Here is a 17,729-nt window from a genome sequence, read left to right as displayed (position 1 = left end):
TCGTCACCGTAACGCGGCGGAATATCTCACCGGTTTCCAGCACCTCGGGTGAGGCTCGTCGACGACATAACGTAGTAGATGTCGGGGTTCTCCGACTTTAGGCGGCCCGACCTGCCAAGGCGTCGTGAAACGCCCGAGGACTACTCGCCAGTAGCGTTGGCCAGCGGTTTTTCGGGCCTCCCGTTATGGCTCGTGACCTGCGCCACTTACTATGAACGTGGTCGTTTACCCCTCCCCGTGACTAGTTACAGTCCGACCGACCCGCTACGACGTCGGGCCGCCAACAAAGACGTTGTCATAGCAACGCAGACGAGACGGTGAGTACATGGATCTCTTCGAATATCAGGCGAAGGAGCTCTTCGTTAAGCACGGAGTGCCTTCGTCCGAGGGTCGTGTTTGCGACACGGCTGAAGAAGCACGCGCCATTGCCGAGGAAATCGGCAAGCCCGTGATGGTCAAGGCGCAGGTCAAGGTCGGCGGCCGCGGCAAGGCTGGCGGCGTCAAGTACGCGGCCACCCCGGAAGACGCGTTCACGCACGCGCAGAACATTCTCGGCCTCGACATCAAGGGCCACATCGTCAAGAAGCTCCTGGTCGCAGAGGCCAAGGACATCGCGGAGGAGTACTACATCTCCTTCCTGCTCGACCGTTCCAACCGCACCTACCTGGCCATGTGTTCGGTCGAGGGCGGCATGGAGATCGAAGAGGTCGCCGAGAAGACTCCCGAGCGCCTCGCCAAGATCGCCGTCGACGCCGTCAAGGGTGTCGACCTGGCCTTCGCCCGTGAGATCGCGGAGAAGGGCCACCTGCCCGCCGACGTGCTCGACGCCGCGGCCGTGACCATCCAGAAGCTGTGGGAGGTCTTCATCAACGAGGACACCACCCTGGTCGAGGTCAACCCGCTGGTGCGCACCCCCACCGATGAGATCCTCGCCCTCGACGGCAAGGTCACCCTGGACGAGAACGCCGAGTACCGGCATCCCGACCACCTCGAGTTCGCCGACGTCGACGCGACCGACCCGCTCGAGCTCAAGGCCAAGGAAAACGATCTCAACTACGTCAAGCTCGACGGCGAGGTCGGCATCATCGGCAACGGCGCCGGTCTGGTCATGTCGACCCTGGACGTCGTCGCCTACGCCGGTGAGAACCACGGCGGCGTGAAGCCGGCCAACTTCCTCGACATCGGCGGCGGCGCTTCGGCTGCCGTCATGGCCGCCGGACTGGACGTCATCCTCGGTGACGAGCAGGTGAAGTCCGTGTTCGTCAACGTCTTCGGTGGCATCACCGCCTGTGACGCGGTCGCCAACGGCATCGTCGGCGCGCTGAAGACCCTGGGCGACGAGGCCAACAAGCCGCTGGTCGTCCGTCTGGACGGCAACAACGTCGAAGAGGGTCGCCGCATCCTCGCCGAGGCCAACCACCCGCTGGTGACGCTGGCCCAGACCATGGACGAAGGCGCCGACAAGGCTGCCGAACTCGCCGCAGCCAAGTAAGGAACGCAAAAAATGTCCATCTTCCTGAACAAGGACAACAAGGTCATCGTCCAGGGCATCACCGGCGGCGAGGGCACCAAGCACACCGCGCTGATGCTGAAGGCGGGCACCAACGTCGTCGGCGGCGTGAACGCGCGCAAGGCCGGGACCACGGTCAAGCACACCGACAAAGACGGCAACGAGATCGAGCTGCCCGTGTTCGCCTCCGTCGCCGAGGCCATCGAGAAGACCGGCGCCGACACCTCCATCGCGTTCGTGCCGCCCGCCTTCTCCAAGGACGCCATCATCGAGGCCATCGACGCGGAGATCCCGCTGCTCGTGGTCATCACCGAGGGCATTCCGGTGCAGGACTCCGCCTACGCGTGGGCCTACAACGTGGAGAAGGGCGAGAAGACCCGCATCATCGGCCCGAACTGCCCCGGCATCATCACCCCCGGCGAGGCGCTGGTCGGCATCACCCCGAACAACATCACCGGTAAGGGCCCGATCGGCCTGGTGTCGAAGTCGGGCACCCTGACCTACCAGATGATGTACGAGCTGCGCGATTTCGGTTTCTCGACCGCGATCGGCATCGGCGGCGACCCGGTCATCGGCACCACCCACATCGACGCCATCGAGGCGTTCGAGAAGGACCCCGAGACCAAGATCATCGTCATGATCGGCGAGATCGGTGGCGACGCCGAAGAGCGTGCGGCCGCCTACATCAAGGCCAACGTGACCAAGCCGGTCGTCGGCTACGTCGCCGGTTTCACCGCGCCCGAGGGCAAGACCATGGGCCACGCGGGCGCCATCGTTTCCAGTGGTGGCGGTACCGCGCAGGCCAAGCAGGACGCGCTCGAGGCTGCCGGCGTGAAGGTCGGCAAGACGCCGTCCGCGACCGCCGCGCTCGCTCGCGAGATCCTGGAGAAGGCGTCCATCGCTTCTGCTTGATCTGCAATCTCACACTGTCGAAGGCCGCCCTCAGGTGCAACCTGGGCGGCCTTCGTCGATTTATCCACAGGCGGTGGTTTATCCACAGCCTGCATCGGTAGGTGATGACCGGGGGCGTGGAGTGCAGTAGCGTCAGGTATCGGATCAGGCACCAGTCAGTTCGACGCGACCGATGCGCACGACTCGACAAGGAGACGACGAGACATGTCATACCCGACCGGGGGCTCCGGGTACAACACACCCGCGACACCCGCCGCGCCTCAGGGCCAGAGCACCGGAGCCACTGCGGCTGCGCCATCGACCGCGACCGGTTCGGAAGGCAAAGGGCTGCCGTTCATTCTGACCGCGGCGACCGCCGGACTCGGCGTGCTGACGTTCCTGCTCGGCTTCCTGCCCTACATCGGTTCCGAGCCGACCACCATCGGCGGCACCACCATCGGCACCGATGTCACGTTCAGCCTGTTCGAGTGGTCGGGCAGCGGTGCTGTCCTCGCGCTGCTGCTGGTCGCGGGCCTGCTGGCCGGGGTGTCGTTGCTGCCGAAGCAGGATCTGCTCGGCGTCGCCGCCGCGACCGCACTCGCCGGTTTCCTCACCCTGGTGATCGTGACCTTCGTCGGCGCGCCCGAAGGTGCCGAACTCGAGATCGGCGCCTACCTGGTGCTGTTGCTCGCTTTCGCGACGGCGGCCGTCGCCACCGCGGCGTTGCTGTTCAAGCTCGGCATCATCAAGCCGCCCGCACCCAAACCCGCTCAGCCGCAACAGCAGCCGGGCCAGTACGGCCAGTACGGTCAGCAGGGTTACGGCCAGCAGGGCTACGGCCAGAACACCGGCCAGCAGCCCTACGGCCAGACCGGGTACGGCCAGCCGCAGACCGGTGGGCAGTACCCGACGCAGTCGCCGTCGCCGTACGGCCAGCAGAGCTCGCCGTCGATGCCGCAGGCACCGCAGCCGTCCTACGGCCAGCCGGGTCAGCAGCCGTCCTACGGCCAGCCCGGTCAGCAGCCGCCCTCGCCGTACGGCCAGCAGTACGGTGCCCCGCAGCATCAGGCGTCGCCCTATGGCGCGGCCCCGCAGGCACAGCCGCGTCCTGATGAGAGCGCGACGCAGACCTTCGGTGGCGGGCAGCAGCAGGGCCAGCCGTTCGGTGCGCCGAACTTCGGTGGCGCGCAGCCGTCCGCGCCGGGTCAGCCGCAGCCGTTCGGTGGCGAGCAGACCGCGGACCCGGCGTCCGACGCCACCACCGCGTTCCGCCCGAACGACGACAACAAGTAGAAACCGACACGGCTGCCACGTGGTGGTCCAGGTTCGATCGCGAGCCCACAGGTCCGCCTGTGGGCTCGCGGCGCGCCTGACCCGTGGCCGCCGGGGAAGCTGCCACGCTGAATTGTCATGAGCTCCCGTAACTCCCTCGTGCGCCGGACCGCCGGGTCACGCGGCACCGGGGAGACCGTCGCACCACCGTCCGGGCCCGAGCCCGGCTGGTGGTCACTCTCGCCCGAGCGGGCGCGGACCCTGCTGCTGGTCGCGGCGAGGCCGACGATCACCGCCATGGCGGCCACGGTGCTGCTCGTTCTCGTGGTCATGCTCACCACCGGTACCGATCTCACCAGCGCGCCCGCCGCGGTCGCCGCGACTTGGCTTGCCGCCCATCAGGTTCCGTTCACGGTCGGCCGGACGACGCTCGGCCTGCTCCCGCTGGTACCGACGGCCGTGCTGGTCTGGCTGGCCGCGCGCGAATGCGCGCGTGCGGTGCCGAACCGGCCGACCCCTGTCGAACTGGGGTGGTTGACCGGCGCGGTGCTGGCCGGGCCACTGTTGATGACGGCCGTCTGCCTCGCCGTCACCGGCGATGCCGCAGGCGTTATTCCGCTCCAGTCGCCCGGTCCGGTCGCGGCGTTCGGGTGGGTCTTCGTGCTGTATCTGGGTGCCGCCGCCGCGGGGATCGCGAGCCAGGCGTGGAGCTCGCTGTGCGCGTTCGTCCCGATCGAGATCCCGGAATGGGCCGTCCTCGGCGCCCGTGCCGCGCGCCGCACCGTGTTGCGCATGCTCGGCTGCGCCGCGCTGGCCACCGTGATCTCGTTCTTCGTGCATCTGTCCCGGTTCGACGGTGCGTTCGCGCGGGCACACAATTTCACCGATGTGCTCGGCATGGCCGTGCTTTCCCTGCTCTACCTGCCGAATGTGGTGATCGGCGCGGCGGGGATCCTCAGCGGGGCCGCCGTGCTGTTCGGGGCCGGATCGGTCGGTCTGTTCGGGGTGACCGGCGGACACATGCCGGTAGTGCCCGCGCTGATACCCGTGCCCGAAGGGCCCGCGTCCCCGTGGTGGGCCGTGCTGCTGCTGGTGCCGCTCGCGGTCGGCGTGCTCGGCGGGATCGAACTCGGCCGCACCAGTGACGATCGGCCCGGCGCGCCGTGGGCGACCCTCACCTGCGCCGCGCTGTCCACACTGACGTTCCTGGTGCTCGCGATCCTCGGCAGCGGTCAACTCGGTGCCGTCGGGTGGGTCGGCGTCGACCTGTTGATGCTGGTCGTGCTGATGGTCACCTGGTTCGGGTTCGGCGGCTTCGTCGGGATGGCGTTCGCCCGCCGCTTCCTGACGCCCGCCGCGCCCGCCGAGGACTACTACGACGATGACGACGAGTACGACGAGTACGAAGACGACTACTACGACGATGACGAGTACGACGACGAGGATCACGCCGACGACGAGGACCCGGTCGAATACGACGATCCCGCAGTCGAAGTCGACGGCGAACTGGTCGAGGACTTCGACGACGAGCTCGAAGTGAGCATCGCCGCACCGGGCTCGACCGACGAGCCCGCCGACGACATCGTCGACGTCGAAGTGGTCGAGTCGGACCTGCCGGACGAGGACAAGACCCCCGGTCGCTAAGCTCGACCCGGCGCCTGTCGCCATCGCCGCCGCCCGATCACACGCAGGAGTAGAGCGCTGACGTCCTCGTTTGCCCCGTGGAAGCCCGCCAGAACACCGGCCACCGTCGTCGTTCTGGCCTCGGGCACCGGCTCGCTGCTCAACGCACTACTGGCCGCCGCACGCGAGCCCGGCTACCCGGCGCGGATCGTCGCCGTCGGCGTCGACCGGGACTGCCAGGCCACCGCCCACGCCGATGCCGCCGGGGTGCCGCACTTCAAAGTCGGGCTCAAAGATTTTTCGGATCGCGAAGCCTGGAACGTCGCCCTCACCGAGGCCGTCGACGCGCACAAGCCCGATCTGGTCGTCCTCGCGGGCTTCATGAAAATCCTCGGCCCCGCGTTCATGGAACGCTTCGGCGGCCGACTCATCAACACCCACCCCGCGCTGCTGCCGTCGTTCCCCGGCGCGCACGGGGTGCGTGACGCGCTCGCCTACGGCGTGAAGGTCACCGGCTGCACCGTGCACCTGGTCGACGCGGGCGTCGACACCGGCCCGATCCTCGCGCAGGAGGCGGTCGCGGTGGTGCCCGGCGACGACGAGGACACGCTGCAGGAGCGCATCAAGGTTGTCGAGCGACGGTTACTGGCGCAGGTCATCGCCGCCGTCGCGACGCGAGGCATTGTCTCCGACGGACGAAAGGCAGAAATACCGATGAGCGAGCACGCCGGTGAGTGAACGTAAGGCGATCCAGAGGGCGCTGGTGAGCGTCTACGACAAGACCGGGCTCATCGAGCTCGCCACCGGGCTGCACGCAGCCGGTGTGGAGCTGGTGTCGACCGGGTCGACCGCGGGCAAGATCGCCGAGGCCGGGATACCGGTCACCAGGGTCGAGGATCTGACCGGGTTCCCGGAGACCCTCGACGGCCGGGTCAAGACGCTGCACCCCCGGGTGCACGCGGGCATCCTGGCCGACACCCGTCGCGCCGAGCATGTCGATCAGCTCGTCGAACTCGGTGTCGAGGCGTTCCAGCTGGTGGTGGTGAACCTGTACCCGTTCACCCAGACCGTGGCCAGTGGCGCGAGCGTCGACGAGTGCGTGGAGCAGATCGATATCGGTGGGCCGTCGATGGTGCGTGCCGCGGCGAAGAACCACCCGTCGGTGGGTGTGGTCGTCGACGTGACCGACTACGACGATGTGCTCGCCGCGGTGAAGTCGGGTGGGTTCACCCTCGCCGAGCGGACCGCCTTGGCCGCCAAGGCCTTCCAGCACACCGCGAGTTACGACGTGGCCGTCGCGAGCTGGATGGGCTCGGTCGCCGTGCCCGCCGTCGCCGAGGAGACCGAGCAGTTCCCCGGCTGGGTGGCCGGTTCGTGGGAGCGCGCCGCGGTGCTGCGCTACGGCGAGAACCCGCACCAGGCCGCCGCGCTGTACACCAGCAACGACGGCACGGTCGGGATCGCGCAGGCGAAGCAGTTGCACGGCAAGGAGATGTCGTACAACAACTACACCGACGGTGACGCCGCCTGGCGTGCCGCGTTCGACTTCGACGAGCCCGCCGTCGCGGTGATCAAGCACGCCAACCCGTGTGGCATCGCCGTCGCGGGCGATATCGCCGAGGCACATCGCAAGGCGCACGCCACCGATCCGGTGAGTGCCTACGGTGGCGTGATCGCGGCCAACCGTGAGGTCAGCGTCGAGATGGCCGAGCAGGTCGCCGAGATCTTCACCGAGGTGATCATCGCCCCCGGGTACGCGTCCGGTGCGGTGGAAGTGTTGCAGCGCAAGAAGAATGTGCGCGTGCTGGTGGCCCAGGCGCCGCAGCGCAAGGGTGTGGAGCTGCGCCCGATCAGCGGTGGTGCGCTGCTGCAGGATCGCGACGTCCTCGACGCCGCGGGTGACGACCCGGTCAACTGGACTCTCGCCGCGGGCGACCCGGCCGACGTCACCACCCTGGCAGATCTCGAATTCGCTTGGCGCGCATGCCGTTCGGTGAAGTCGAACGCGATCCTGCTCGCCGAGGACGGCGCCGCGGTCGGCGTCGGCATGGGGCAGGTCAACCGCGTCGACTCCTGCAAGCTCGCCGTCGAGCGCGCGGGTGAGCGGGCGAAGGGTTCCGTCGCCGCCTCCGACGCCTTCTTCCCGTTCTCGGACGGACCGGAGATCCTGGTGGCCGCGGGCGTTCGCGCGATCGTGCAGCCAGGCGGTTCGATCCGCGACAAGGACACCATCGAACTGTGCAAGGAAGCCGGCGTCACCCTGTACCTCACAGGTGCCCGCCACTTCGCGCACTGAGTCGATACCCGAACGGGTGCCGCGCCGAATCCTCGGTGCGGCACCCGTTTTCGGTTACCCGGCGTCGAGTACCTCGCGGGTACCCAGTGGCGAGCTCAGTGGCATGCTGCCGACCCTGGACGGTACTGCCCTACTGTGAACTCTCCGCGAACCCTGCGCATAACCCCTCCATTTCGCCGCTGCGGCGACTAGATTCGGCTGAGATGCGGCACTGTGGCAATCGGTCGGCATCTACTGTAGCGCTCTGTAATCAGCAATCTTCGAAAGGAACAACGTGGCCGACACGCTGCGCGTAGGCGAAGAACTGGGACTGGGTCAGTCCCTGACCGGCGGTGCGTACACCCTCACTCTGCAGCCGGACGGCAATCTGGTGCTGAGTGAGCCCGACGGCAACGTCGTCTGGGCGGCCATGACGCATGGGCAGGACGCGCAGCGCGCGGCTCTGCAGCACGACGGCGACTTCGTCGTCTATAACGGTGGCGGCGCGCGGATCTGGGCGACCGACACCAGCGGGAAGAACGTCGAGAAGCTGGTCGTGCAGTCCGACCGCAACGTCGTGCTCTCCGGCACCGACGGTTCGGTCGCGTGGTCGACCGCCACCGCCACCGACAACCCGCTGCCCGCTCCCGAGCCGGTCGCCGCCGCTCCGATCGCCGAAGAGGTCCCGCCGCCGCCGGCCGCGCAGACCTACACGGTCGAGTCGGGCGACACCCTGTGGGCCATCTCGGAGCGCTTCTACGGTGACGGCAACCGTTACCACGAAATCGCCGCGGCCTCGGGTATCGACAACCCGGATCTCATCAACGCCGGTCAGGTACTGACCATCCCGTAATCACACACGAAAGTGGCCCCGAGGCAACAGCTTCGGGGCCATTCTCGCGTTCGCGGACGCCTACTTGGTGGTCGTGAACGGCAGCAGCGCCATCTCGCGCGCGTTCTTCACCGCGACGGCGACCTGGCGTTGCTGCCGCGGGGTCAGGCCGGTCACGCGGCGGCTGCGGATCTTGCCGCGATCAGAGATGAAGGTGCGCAGCAGGTTGACGTCTTTGTAGTCGACGTACTCGATACCCGCGGCGATCAGCGGATTCTTCTTCGGCTTACGGCCCTGGTCGGCGCGTGGCTTCTTGGTCGGTGCTCGCTTCACTGCCATGGGGGTCTCCTCACCAGCTCGATTTGTGGACCCCGGGGAGCTCACCCCGATGGGCCATCTCGCGCACACGAATCCGGGAGAGGCCGAATTTTCTCAGGTAGCCGCGGGGGCGACCATCGGCAGCGTCCCGATTGCGCAAGCGTACCGGACTGGCATCACGCGGCTGATTGCGCAGTTCCGCCTGTGCGGCGGAGCGTTGCGCGTCGCCGGTGCTCGGCTTGCGGATGAGTTCTTTGAGCTCGGCCCGACGAGCCGCGAACCGTTCGACGATCTCGCGCCGCTGTTCGTCGCGGGCGATCTTGGACTTCTTCGCCATCAGCGCTCCTCGCGGAAGTCGACGTGGCGGCGCACGACCGGGTCGTACTTGCGCAGGACCAGCCGGTCGGGGTCGTTGCGGCGGTTCTTGCGGGTGACGTAGGTGAAGCCGGTGTCGGCGGTGGACTTCAGCTTGACGATCGGTCGGATATCGGTCGTTCTCGAGGCCATGTTCGCTCCTAGATCTTGTCCCCGCGAGCGCGGATCCGGGCCACCACAGCCTCGATCCCGTCGCGGTCGATGGTCTTGATGCCCTTGGTGGAGACCGTCAGCGTGACGCGACGGCCCTCGCTGGGCAGGTAGTAGGTCTTGTGCTGGATGTTGGGGTTCCAGCGTCGGTTGGTGCGCCGGTGCGAGTGCGAGACGGCTTTTCCGAAGCCGGGTTTGCGACCGGTGACCTGGCAGTGGGCCGACATGCGACCTCCTTCCATGGTTATGACAACCATTTTCGACAACGAATATTCCGCACTGTACAGTCGCCCTGACGTAAATGAAAATCATTGTCGAAAGGGGTTTCGGATGCTGGACCAGTTAGACCGGAGAACGCCCGTGGTGCTGCTGGCAGGCTTCTCCGGACCCGCCATGAGTGGCGTCGAGCACATCGCGGCGACGCTGAGCCAGGACGCGGGCACCGTCGTGGTGCATCACGACCTCGCCGAACTGCGCGAAGGAGTGGTCCGCCGCACCGTGCGCACCGCGGGCAACGTCACCACTACGGTGCTCGAACTGGCGCACGGGTGTGTCTCGTGCACGCTGCGCGCCGACCTGCTGCCGATGCTGTGCACGCTCGCCACGCGCGGGCATGTCGAGCGCATCGTGCTCGCGCTGGATCCCGGCATCGAGGCCGAGGCGCTGTGCCAGGCGATCGAGCACGTCGTGGTCAGCGGCGTCGCCGATCGCGTCGACGCGCCCGCGGGCCGCTCCGTGCGGATCGAGGCCGTGCTGACCTGTCTGGACGGGCAGCAGTGGCTCACCGACGCCACCGGCGACGAGGTGCTGGCCGATCGCGGGCTCGCCTCGGCGGACGACGAGCGGACGGTCGCCCAGGTGGCCATCGGCCAGGTCGACTTCGCCGACGCGCTGGTCGTCCTCACCGCCGGGGCCGACGCGCTCGACCGCGAACGCCTCGGGGCGGTACTGGACCGGCTCGCACCGGTCGCCCCCGTCGCCTGGCTCGGCGAACTGTCCGGCTTCGACGCACTCGAGATCGGCGCCCTGCTGACCCGGGTGCCCGCCGACTCGCGCCGCGGCCGGATCTTCGACGCGCACGCGCCGCTGTTGCGCGGGCAGCCGCCGCTGAGCACCGATTGCGGTGTCTCGATCGTCGAATTCGCCGCCCGCAGGCCGTTCCATCCCGAGCGGCTGCACGAAGCGCTCGACGTCCTGCTCGACGGCGTCGTCACCGCCCGCGGCCGGATCTGGCTGGCGACCCAGCCCGACCATGTGGTGTGGCTCGAATCGGCGGGCGGCGGCCTGCGCGTCGGCGGTGCCGGTCGCTGGCTGGCGGCGATGACCGCCGAGGAACAGGCTGCCGCGGACCCGGATCGGCGGGCGATGGCCGCGCTGGGCTGGGACGAGCGGTTCGGCGACCGCGATGTGTCGCTGGTGATCCTGGCCCACGACGCCGACCCCGCCGAGATCCGGCACGCCCTGCACTGGGCGCTGGTCGAAGACGACGAGCTGCTGCTGGTCGACCGGGCCCCCGAACGAGTCGCGTTGTGGGAGGACCCCTTCGGCGACTGGCACGAAGATCCCTGCGCCGATCCCACCGAGGCCACGGCTTCGGCGACCGAGCGCACCAATCCGAGAGGAGAAACGGCATGAAAACGGGCATCCACCCCGACTACCACCCCGTCGTGTTCGAGGACGCGAACACCGGTAAGCAATTCCTGACGCGGTCGACCTCGACCAGTGACCGGACCATCGAGTGGGCAGACGGGAACATCTATCCGCTGCTGCTGGTCGACGTGACCTCGGATTCGCACCCGTTCTGGACGGGTACCGCCCGCAACCTGGACACCCAGGGACGGGTCGAGAAGTTCGAGCGCAAGTACGGAAAGCGCTCGCGCGCAGGCGGGGAAGGCTGAATCATGGCGGTCCCCAAGCGCAGAATGTCGCGCTCGAACACCCGAAGCAGGCGCGCACAATGGAAAGCCGAAGTGCCACAGCTGGTCCCGGTGACCGTGGCGGGCGTCGAATACCGCGTACCGCGCCGCATCGTCAACGCCGTCCGCAAGGGCATGATCGACCCCGCCCGTCTCTGAATCCGCTGGGCAGCTGGCGCCGTGGGTTATGCGGCCACGGTCCTGCGGGCGTGAGCTTCCACGGGTCGGCGAGTTGTTCTGTCCAGGGGTCTTGCTGCGACACTGTTATGCCTGCTCAGGGCTGCATGGGAGGTCTGGGGCAACTGCCCCGTTAACGGTGTGATGCGAGCCACTTGGCACGGACGCCACGGAGGGCTTGCGGAAAGTTTGCTGTCGGTCGAATTACCAACTCTTGGTTTGTTTTTCGCCACAAGAAAATTCCCGAACCACTGATGCAGAGTCCCTCACGGGTATGTACTCTCGTGCGGGAGGGCGGGTTCTCCGAGTCGGGGGAACCCGCCCATCGCCACTTCAGAGGCAGTTTTTCGGGAGATCTCCGCGGATCGCGAGCGTTCGGCTCAGCAGGGCGGACGACCGGAAATATTCCGACAAACCGGACGTTAGCTGGTTGCCCTCAGCGAGCCGAAACGGGCTGGCGCACCGCGGCCACCGCGTCTCGCCGATCCGGCGCCACCAGCACCGCGGTGATCGGCACCGTCAAACCGAGCGCGCCGATCACGAACATCGGGAACACCAGATCGAACAGCGGCATCCCGGCAGGCGTGCGGATACCCGGATCGATCGAGAATGTCAGCGCCGCGATGGCCGTGTAGTACATCGCCGCGACCCCGAGCGCGAACAGCACCGACACCAGCACGCGCATCGGCACCCGCCGGACCGCTTGCGACGCCCACAGCGTCGCGGTACACAGCGCCATCGACACCAGCACGGCCACCCCGATGAGTCCGAGCGACTCGTCGACGGTGCCCTGCACGGCGACCGCGTCCAGGGTCAGAAAGGTCGACAAGCCGACACACAACCCCATCGTCAACCCGCCGATGATCAGCCGCGGCACCTGCGTGGTCCGGCCACTGATCAGCAATCCGGCCAGCACACCCACCACCGCGATGGCCAGCGCCGCCGCGCCGAGCGCGACGTTGTACCGCATGACACTGTCGTTCACCCGCATCGCGAGCAGCGCGACCGAATTCGCCAACCACAGCCCGACACCACCGAGCGAGACCGCGGCCATCGTCAGCCAGAGCAGCCGGAACCGGATCGAGTACTTCGCGTGCCGGATACAGGCGAAGGCCACCAGTGCGCCGAGCGCCGACAGATCCAACGCCAGCCACGCGATACCGGTGCCGTGCCCGAAGGTTTCGGCACCGGACGCCGCGAGCAGGTCAGGCACGCCTGCCCGCTCCTTCGAACTGCTGCGGCTCGAGCTGGGCTATGGCGTATTCGGTCACCGCCGCCAGCGCCTGACGGACCTCGACGGCATTGCGCGCATCGATGTCGACGATCGGGATGCCCTCGCGCACCGAGAGCGCTTCGCGCAGTTCGGCGATGGGGAAGCGGGGGGCGTTGGGGAAGCGGTTCACCGCGATCAGGAACGGCAGCCCGCGCGCCTCGAAGAAGTCGACGGCGGCGAAACTGTCCTCCAGCCTGCGGGTATCGATCAGCACCACCGCGCCGATGGCGCCACGGATCAGGTCGTCCCACATGAACCAGAAACGCTTCTGGCCCGGGGTGCCGAACAGGTAGAGCACCAGGTTGCCTGCCAGCACGATGCGGCCGAAGTCCATGGCGACGGTGGTGGTTTCCTTTTCCGGCGTCTCGGCGAGGTCGTCGATGCCGTCGGAGAAATGGGTCACCATCGCCTCGGTGCGCAGCGGCACGATCTCCGACACCGCACCGACGAAAGTCGTCTTGCCGGCGCCGAATCCGCCGGCTACGACGATCTTGGTCGATGCGACCCGTTGTTCTTGTGCAGGCGGGCGCATGCCATCAGAGGCCACGGAGTCCACGCAAAGTCCTCTCCATCAGTGATCGGCGTTCGTCGTAGCTCGCCTGTTCGGTCAGCGTCGAATGCACTCGAAGAATCCCGCCCACTACGAGATCGCCGATCATCACCCGGACCATACCCAGTGGGCGACCAAGGTATGCGGCAATCTCGACGACAGAAAGCCGATGTGTGGCAAGACGCACGATTTCGATCCGCAAATCGCCTGCGGACCAGTCGTTGTGCGCTGTATAAGAAACCGTTTCCACGACCGCCTCCAGTGGCAGCGCGATCGCGGGTTCGGTACGGCCGGAGGTCAGGGCATACGGCCTGACTCGCGTCGTCGGCCGGTGATCGGATCCGTAAGGGCTCGACATCTCACCTCAGCCGGCGGAGCGGGCGGTGGCGGTGACCGCCGAGCCCACCCGGTCGACGAGCAACGCCATCTCGTAGCCGATGCGGCCGATGTCGTGGCTCTTGTTGGCCAGAACCGCCAGGTGTGAACCGTTTCCGACGCTCATCACCAGCAGATAGCCCCGCTGCATCTCCACGATCGACTGCATCACCTTGCCGCCGTCGAACAGGTGCGCCGCACCCATCGACAGACTGGCCAGGCCCGCGGTGACCGCGGCCAATTGCTCGGCGCGGTCGGAGGGCAGGTGGGGACTGGTCGCCTGGAGCAGCCCGTCGGCCGAGACGAGCACCGCGTGCGAGACGCCGGGCACGTCGCGGGTGAAGCGGGCGACCAACCAGTTCAGATTCTCGTCTGTGGGGTGCGCGTTGCTCATTCGAGGCCTCCGTCGTTGTGCTGGATCTCGGCACGGCCGCTACGGACGCCGCTGAGATGTCGGGTCAGGTTGTTGCGGATCTCCTCGGGGTCACGAGCACCGTCTTCCTCCGCGGGGGTGAGCCCGCCGGGGACGAGCTGCGCGCCCGGCTTGCGGATCGGCAGCCCGCCGCTCGTTCGCGAGGACGTGGGTGGGTGGTCCGCCTCTGCGGCGGCCGACCAGCCCGCGTCACCGGGGGCGCTCCACGACGCGCCGGTGCCGTTACCCGGTTCGGTAGCGGCGGAGGCGGGTTCGACGAGCCATTCCGAGACCATCCGCTGGTAGATCGGGGTCGGCGCCGGGCCGGACACCGGCTGCAAGCGGGTGCTCGTCGTCGGCATCGGGTCGGCGTCGATGGGGCGCGACTCCGGCTCGGGCTCCGGCTCCGGCTCGGGTTCGGGCTCTGGCGGAGTGGCAGGTGCGGAGCGGGTGGCGAGGTCGGCCAGCGCGCTGGCGGGGATGCGCTGTGGCAGGCCGAAAGGCAGCGAGTCGGCTGGGAGCGTTGGCGGCTCGGTGGACACCGGGAGATCGTCGGTGTCGTGTTCGTGCTCGGCCCACATGCCTACCGGTGTCGCGTCCTCGTCGGGTTCGACAGCGACCGACTTCGGCAGGGGTGCCGGTGCCGCGGCCGGAACACGTTGCGGGAGACCGACACTGGTGAGCGGGGGTTTCGGCGTACTCGCACCGTTGGTCGGCACGAGCGGATTCGGAGCGGTCGGCGTGAAGATCGGGGGCAGCGGCGACGCCGGGAGATCGGGCAGGTCGAGCCCGGTCACCGCGTCCAGCGAGACCAAGGGGCGCGGTCCCATCGGCATGATCGGATTCGGCCCGGTGATGTCGGCCGGAGTCAGTGCGTACGGGCCGATTCCGGCGGGCACGATCGGATGCGGGCCGGTGGACGGGCCCGACGAGACCGGCGGCGACGGCGCGACGAGTGCGCTGGGCAGATGCACGCTGGCGGTGATGCCGGGCTGCGGCGCCGCACCGCTGGTCCGGCGCAGGCTGACCGTGATGGTGTGGCGCTTGGCGAGCCTGCCCACCACGAAAAGACCCATGCGACGGGCGGTTTCGATGGTGACCTCGCCACCGGAGGCGAGCCGCTCGTTGGTGGTGCGCAGATCGTCGGCCGACATGCCGAGGCCGCGGTCGGTGATCTCGATCAGATAGCCGCTGTCGACCGCCCGGCCGACGATGACCGCCACCGACGTGCTCGGCGGGGAGTAGCGCAGCGCGTTGTCGATGAGCTCGGCGAGCAGGTGCTCGATATCGACCGCGGACTCACCGGCGACGACACCGTCGGGCACATTGCCGATCTCGACCCGCTGGTAGTCCTCCACCTGCGAGACCGCGCTCCACAGCATGTCCGACAGCGGCACCGGCGGCAGATGACCGCGGCGCAGCACGGTGCCCGCGAGCACGAGCAGGTTGTCGCCGTTGCGGCGCATGCGGGTGGCGAGGTGGTCGAGGCGGAACAGGGTCTGCAGGCGCGAGGGGTTGTCCTCGTCGTGCTCGAGTTCCTCGATGAGCGCGAGCTGCTGCTCCACCAGCGACTGGCTGCGCCGCGACAGCGTCTCGAACATGTTGCCGATCTGCAGGCGAAGGCGGGCCTGGTCGCCCGCCAGATTCAGGGCCTGCTCGTGGATCTCGTCGACGGCGCGGGCCAGCTGCCCGATCTCGTCGGTGGAATGCACACCCACCGGGGTGATCTCCGGCGTCGCGCCGCCGCTGCGGACCACGGCGAGCTCGTCGGGCAGCTTCACGTGCGCGACCTCGAGCGCGTCGCGCCGCAGCCTGCGCACCGGCACCACCAGGGTGCGGGCCACGGCCAGCGCGAGCGCGAGGCCTGCCAGCAGCATGCCGAGCACCAGGGTGGTTTCGCGCAGCGCGCCGGTCTGGGCGGTCGCGGTATTGCTGTCGAGGGTGTGGTCAACGGTGTCGAGCAGTGCGGAGATGGTGGAGGAATAGGTGTCGGCGCTGACCTGCAGGGTGTTGAGCACCGCGGCGTTGGTGGTCGGGTCGCCGTTGTTCTGGCTGAACACGCTGATCCGGGTCTGCACCGCGTCGAGCAGCGCCGCCTGATTGCCCGCGCGCTCGGGCAGCACCATCGCGTAGGTCTTGATCATGTTCGCTTCGGCGCCGAGCTCGACGAGCATCTTCGCCCGCGCGCTCTGGCTGCGACCGGACTCGGGCGCGACGACCAGCGTGCGTTCCCTGGTGAGGATCCGGCGGGACTGGTGCAGCGCGGTCAGTTGCAGGAAGTAGCGCTGGACGACGGTGTCGTCGACCTGCGGGGTCTGGGCGAGCGCGTTGCCGATTCGCTCGCCGATCATGTCGGTCTGCTCGCTGACCATCGCGGGGGAGCCGCCACGCACGGTATTGCGCAGGGTGGCGCCGGTGGTGACGGCCGCGTTGAGCTCTCTGGCGACGCCGGGTTCGATGCGGGCCGAGCGCAGGGCGCTCTGGACTTCGGCCAGCGCCTGGTCATAGGTGGTGAGCGCGGCGTCGGTCTGTGGGTCGGCGATGGCACCCCAGTTGGCGGTCGCGGCGACGGCGAGTTGTTCGGTCGCGGTGGCGAATTTGACGACCGGACGGATGACGGTGGCCTGTTCGGTGGCCGCGCCGAGCTGCGACATCGTCTGCAGTTCGTTGTTGATGCGCAGCACCGCGAAGGTGGTCGCGAGCATCACCGGCAGCACCAGCACCACACCGACCTTGCGCGTAACCGACCAGTTGGACAGGCTGAATTGCCAGGACCGCGATGCAGGTTCCATCCGCGTGCGTTGCCTCTGCTTCCACGTGTGACCCCGGCCCGCGCGGGGAGGTCGCGGAGCGATGCGAGCGCAGAACCAACTGGAGGTCTTCTTTTACCGCAGGAAAGATACCGTGCCGAGTGGGCATCGGCAATCCGGGCCACCCGGTAGATAATTCGCCGAATATGCGCTGACACAACAACGATTCGTTCCGCGTTGTCAAGACCTACAACGTACATCGGGGGAGAACACGACGCTCGGCGCGCCGAGTCCTCTCAGTACGTTCTCAGTCGGTCACGGCAAACTACTGCACATGCGCATTCTGGTAGTCGACGACGATCGCGCGGTGCGGGAATCACTGCGCCGGTCACTGAGCTTCAACGGCTACACCGTCGACCTCGCCGTCGACGGCCTCGACGCACTGGAAAAAGTGACCGCATCCAGGCCCGATGCCCTGGTTCTGGACGTCATGATGCCGCGTCTGGACGGCCTCGAGGTGTGCCGACGGCTGCGCAGTACCGGCGACGATCTCCCGATTCTCGTTTTGACCGCGCGCGATTCGGTGTCCGAACGGGTGGCCGGGCTCGACGCGGGCGCCGACGATTATTTGCCGAAACCTTTCGCGTTGGAGGAATTGCTCGCGCGTTTACGGGCGTTGCTTCGCCGGCGAACGCCAGATCCCGGTGAAGCGTCGGAGGCGATGATGTTCGCTGACTTGTCGCTGGATCCGGTCACGCGCGAGGTTTCACGGGGCGAACGTGCGATCAGCCTGACGCGCACCGAGTTCTCGTTGCTCGAGATGTTGATGGCCAATCCGCGCCGGGTGCTCACCCGCGGCCGAATCCTCGAAGAGGTCTGGGGCTACGACTTTCCCACTTCCGGCAACGCGCTGGAGGTCTACATCGGCTATTTGCGGCGCAAGACCGAGGCCGACGGCGAAGAGCGACTGATCCATACCGTGCGTGGCGTCGGCTACGTGCTGCGCGAGACCCCTCCGTAGGCGGGCGGT

General features: G+C 67.8%; 20 protein-coding genes. 11 read left to right on the top strand and 9 right to left on the bottom strand.

Translation table 11 applies throughout. From position 1 onward, the window contains the following. The first annotated feature begins 325 nt into the window (after positions 1 to 325). From sucC to ACLJPD_RS06010, 7 genes are all read left to right on the top strand, one after another. On the top strand, positions 326 to 1,492 hold the full coding sequence (gene sucC / locus ACLJPD_RS06040; RefSeq protein ID WP_410870723.1) for an ADP-forming succinate--CoA ligase subunit beta: 1,167 nt from the start codon (positions 326 to 328) through the stop codon (positions 1,490 to 1,492). Between the two features lie 12 nt (positions 1,493 to 1,504). Further along, positions 1,505 to 2,422, top strand: coding sequence for a succinate--CoA ligase subunit alpha (sucD, locus tag ACLJPD_RS06035; RefSeq protein ID WP_056814017.1), 918 nt, complete (start codon positions 1,505 to 1,507; stop codon positions 2,420 to 2,422). 204 nt (positions 2,423 to 2,626) lie between these two features. Further along, positions 2,627 to 3,694 (top strand): DUF5336 domain-containing protein, encoded by a 1,068-nt coding sequence (locus tag ACLJPD_RS06030; RefSeq protein WP_410870722.1) that lies wholly within the window; start codon positions 2,627 to 2,629, stop codon positions 3,692 to 3,694. A 117-nt stretch (positions 3,695 to 3,811) separates the two neighbouring features. Further along, positions 3,812 to 5,317, top strand: coding sequence for a DUF6350 family protein (locus ACLJPD_RS06025; protein WP_410870720.1), 1,506 nt, complete (start codon positions 3,812 to 3,814; stop codon positions 5,315 to 5,317). Between the two features lie 36 nt (positions 5,318 to 5,353). Beyond that, positions 5,354 to 6,034, top strand: coding sequence for a phosphoribosylglycinamide formyltransferase (gene purN, locus ACLJPD_RS06020; RefSeq protein ID WP_410871943.1), 681 nt, complete (start codon positions 5,354 to 5,356; stop codon positions 6,032 to 6,034). Beyond that, positions 6,027 to 7,592, top strand: coding sequence for a bifunctional phosphoribosylaminoimidazolecarboxamide formyltransferase/IMP cyclohydrolase (purH, locus tag ACLJPD_RS06015; protein WP_410870719.1), 1,566 nt, complete (start codon positions 6,027 to 6,029; stop codon positions 7,590 to 7,592). Before purN ends, purH begins: the two co-directional genes overlap by 8 nt. A gap of 274 nt (positions 7,593 to 7,866) precedes the next feature. Further along, positions 7,867 to 8,424, top strand: coding sequence for a LysM peptidoglycan-binding domain-containing protein (locus tag ACLJPD_RS06010; RefSeq protein ID WP_410870718.1), 558 nt, complete (start codon positions 7,867 to 7,869; stop codon positions 8,422 to 8,424). Positions 8,425 to 8,484: 60 nt separating this feature from the next. On the opposite strand, the gene rpsR is transcribed toward ACLJPD_RS06010, so the two are convergent. Genes rpsR through rpmB form a run of 4 tightly spaced genes read right to left on the bottom strand, consistent with a single transcriptional unit; the run spans position 8,485 to position 9,473 of the window. Beyond that, a complete protein-coding gene (rpsR, locus tag ACLJPD_RS06005) occupies positions 8,485 to 8,742 on the bottom strand; it encodes a 30S ribosomal protein S18 (protein ID WP_410870717.1) in 258 nt (85 codons plus the stop codon). Positions 8,743 to 8,752: 10 nt separating this feature from the next. Next, complete coding sequence (rpsN, locus tag ACLJPD_RS06000; RefSeq protein ID WP_410870716.1) at positions 8,753 to 9,058, bottom strand: 30S ribosomal protein S14; 306 nt, start codon at positions 9,056 to 9,058, stop codon at positions 8,753 to 8,755. Further along, positions 9,058 to 9,228: a 50S ribosomal protein L33 gene (rpmG, locus tag ACLJPD_RS05995; protein ID WP_067449580.1), complete on the bottom strand. Its 171-nt coding sequence runs from the start codon at positions 9,226 to 9,228 to the stop codon at positions 9,058 to 9,060. Before rpmG ends, rpsN begins: the two co-directional genes overlap by 1 nt. A gap of 8 nt (positions 9,229 to 9,236) precedes the next feature. Then, positions 9,237 to 9,473 carry a 50S ribosomal protein L28 gene (gene rpmB / locus ACLJPD_RS05990; protein ID WP_364411662.1) on the bottom strand — a complete coding sequence of 79 codons (237 nt, stop codon included), beginning with the start codon at positions 9,471 to 9,473 and terminating at the stop codon, positions 9,237 to 9,239. Between the two features lie 103 nt (positions 9,474 to 9,576). On the opposite strand from rpmB, the gene mrf reads away from it, so the two are divergent. The 3 genes from mrf to rpmF are packed head-to-tail and all read left to right on the top strand — an operon-like array spanning position 9,577 to position 11,321. Further along, a complete protein-coding gene (mrf, locus tag ACLJPD_RS05985) occupies positions 9,577 to 10,881 on the top strand; it encodes a ribosome hibernation factor-recruiting GTPase MRF (RefSeq protein ID WP_410870715.1) in 1,305 nt (434 codons plus the stop codon). Beyond that, on the top strand, positions 10,878 to 11,144 hold the full coding sequence (locus tag ACLJPD_RS05980) for a type B 50S ribosomal protein L31 (RefSeq protein ID WP_410870714.1): 267 nt from the start codon (positions 10,878 to 10,880) through the stop codon (positions 11,142 to 11,144). The genes mrf and ACLJPD_RS05980 overlap by 4 nt, the downstream gene beginning before the upstream one ends. A gap of 3 nt (positions 11,145 to 11,147) precedes the next feature. Further along, positions 11,148 to 11,321, top strand: a complete 174-nt coding sequence (rpmF, locus tag ACLJPD_RS05975; RefSeq protein ID WP_378911147.1) for a 50S ribosomal protein L32 — start codon at positions 11,148 to 11,150, stop codon at positions 11,319 to 11,321. Between the two features lie 454 nt (positions 11,322 to 11,775). On the opposite strand, the gene ACLJPD_RS05970 is transcribed toward rpmF, so the two are convergent. From ACLJPD_RS05970 to ACLJPD_RS05950, 5 genes are read right to left on the bottom strand one after another with little or no spacing between them, the layout of a single operon-like run. After that, positions 11,776 to 12,552 carry a hypothetical protein gene (locus ACLJPD_RS05970; RefSeq protein WP_410870713.1) on the bottom strand — a complete coding sequence of 259 codons (777 nt, stop codon included), beginning with the start codon at positions 12,550 to 12,552 and terminating at the stop codon, positions 11,776 to 11,778. Further along, positions 12,545 to 13,144, bottom strand: a complete 600-nt coding sequence (locus tag ACLJPD_RS05965) for a GTP-binding protein (RefSeq protein ID WP_410871942.1) — start codon at positions 13,142 to 13,144, stop codon at positions 12,545 to 12,547. The genes ACLJPD_RS05970 and ACLJPD_RS05965 overlap by 8 nt, the downstream gene beginning before the upstream one ends. Before the next feature lie 4 nt (positions 13,145 to 13,148). Then, positions 13,149 to 13,520, bottom strand: a complete 372-nt coding sequence (locus tag ACLJPD_RS05960; RefSeq protein ID WP_056813973.1) for a DUF742 domain-containing protein — start codon at positions 13,518 to 13,520, stop codon at positions 13,149 to 13,151. Positions 13,521 to 13,526: 6 nt separating this feature from the next. Continuing rightward, entirely contained in the window at positions 13,527 to 13,931 is a 405-nt protein-coding gene (locus ACLJPD_RS05955) for a roadblock/LC7 domain-containing protein (protein WP_019049250.1), read from the bottom strand. Beyond that, positions 13,928 to 16,741 carry an ATP-binding protein gene (locus ACLJPD_RS05950; RefSeq protein WP_410870712.1) on the bottom strand — a complete coding sequence of 938 codons (2,814 nt, stop codon included), beginning with the start codon at positions 16,739 to 16,741 and terminating at the stop codon, positions 13,928 to 13,930. The genes ACLJPD_RS05955 and ACLJPD_RS05950 overlap by 4 nt, the downstream gene beginning before the upstream one ends. Before the next feature lie 292 nt (positions 16,742 to 17,033). On the opposite strand from ACLJPD_RS05950, the gene ACLJPD_RS05945 reads away from it, so the two are divergent. Further along, complete coding sequence (locus tag ACLJPD_RS05945) at positions 17,034 to 17,720, top strand: response regulator transcription factor (protein WP_410870711.1); 687 nt, start codon at positions 17,034 to 17,036, stop codon at positions 17,718 to 17,720. The last annotated feature ends 9 nt before the right edge of the window (positions 17,721 to 17,729 follow it).

Origin of the sequence: Nocardia sp. A7, assembly GCF_046549215.1 — a bacterium.
In the GTDB taxonomy this organism is placed as follows: Bacteria; Actinomycetota; Actinomycetes; order Mycobacteriales; family Mycobacteriaceae; genus Nocardia.
The sequence above is the reverse complement of the archived record's forward strand: the minus strand, read 5'-3'. Positions and strand labels throughout refer to the sequence as shown.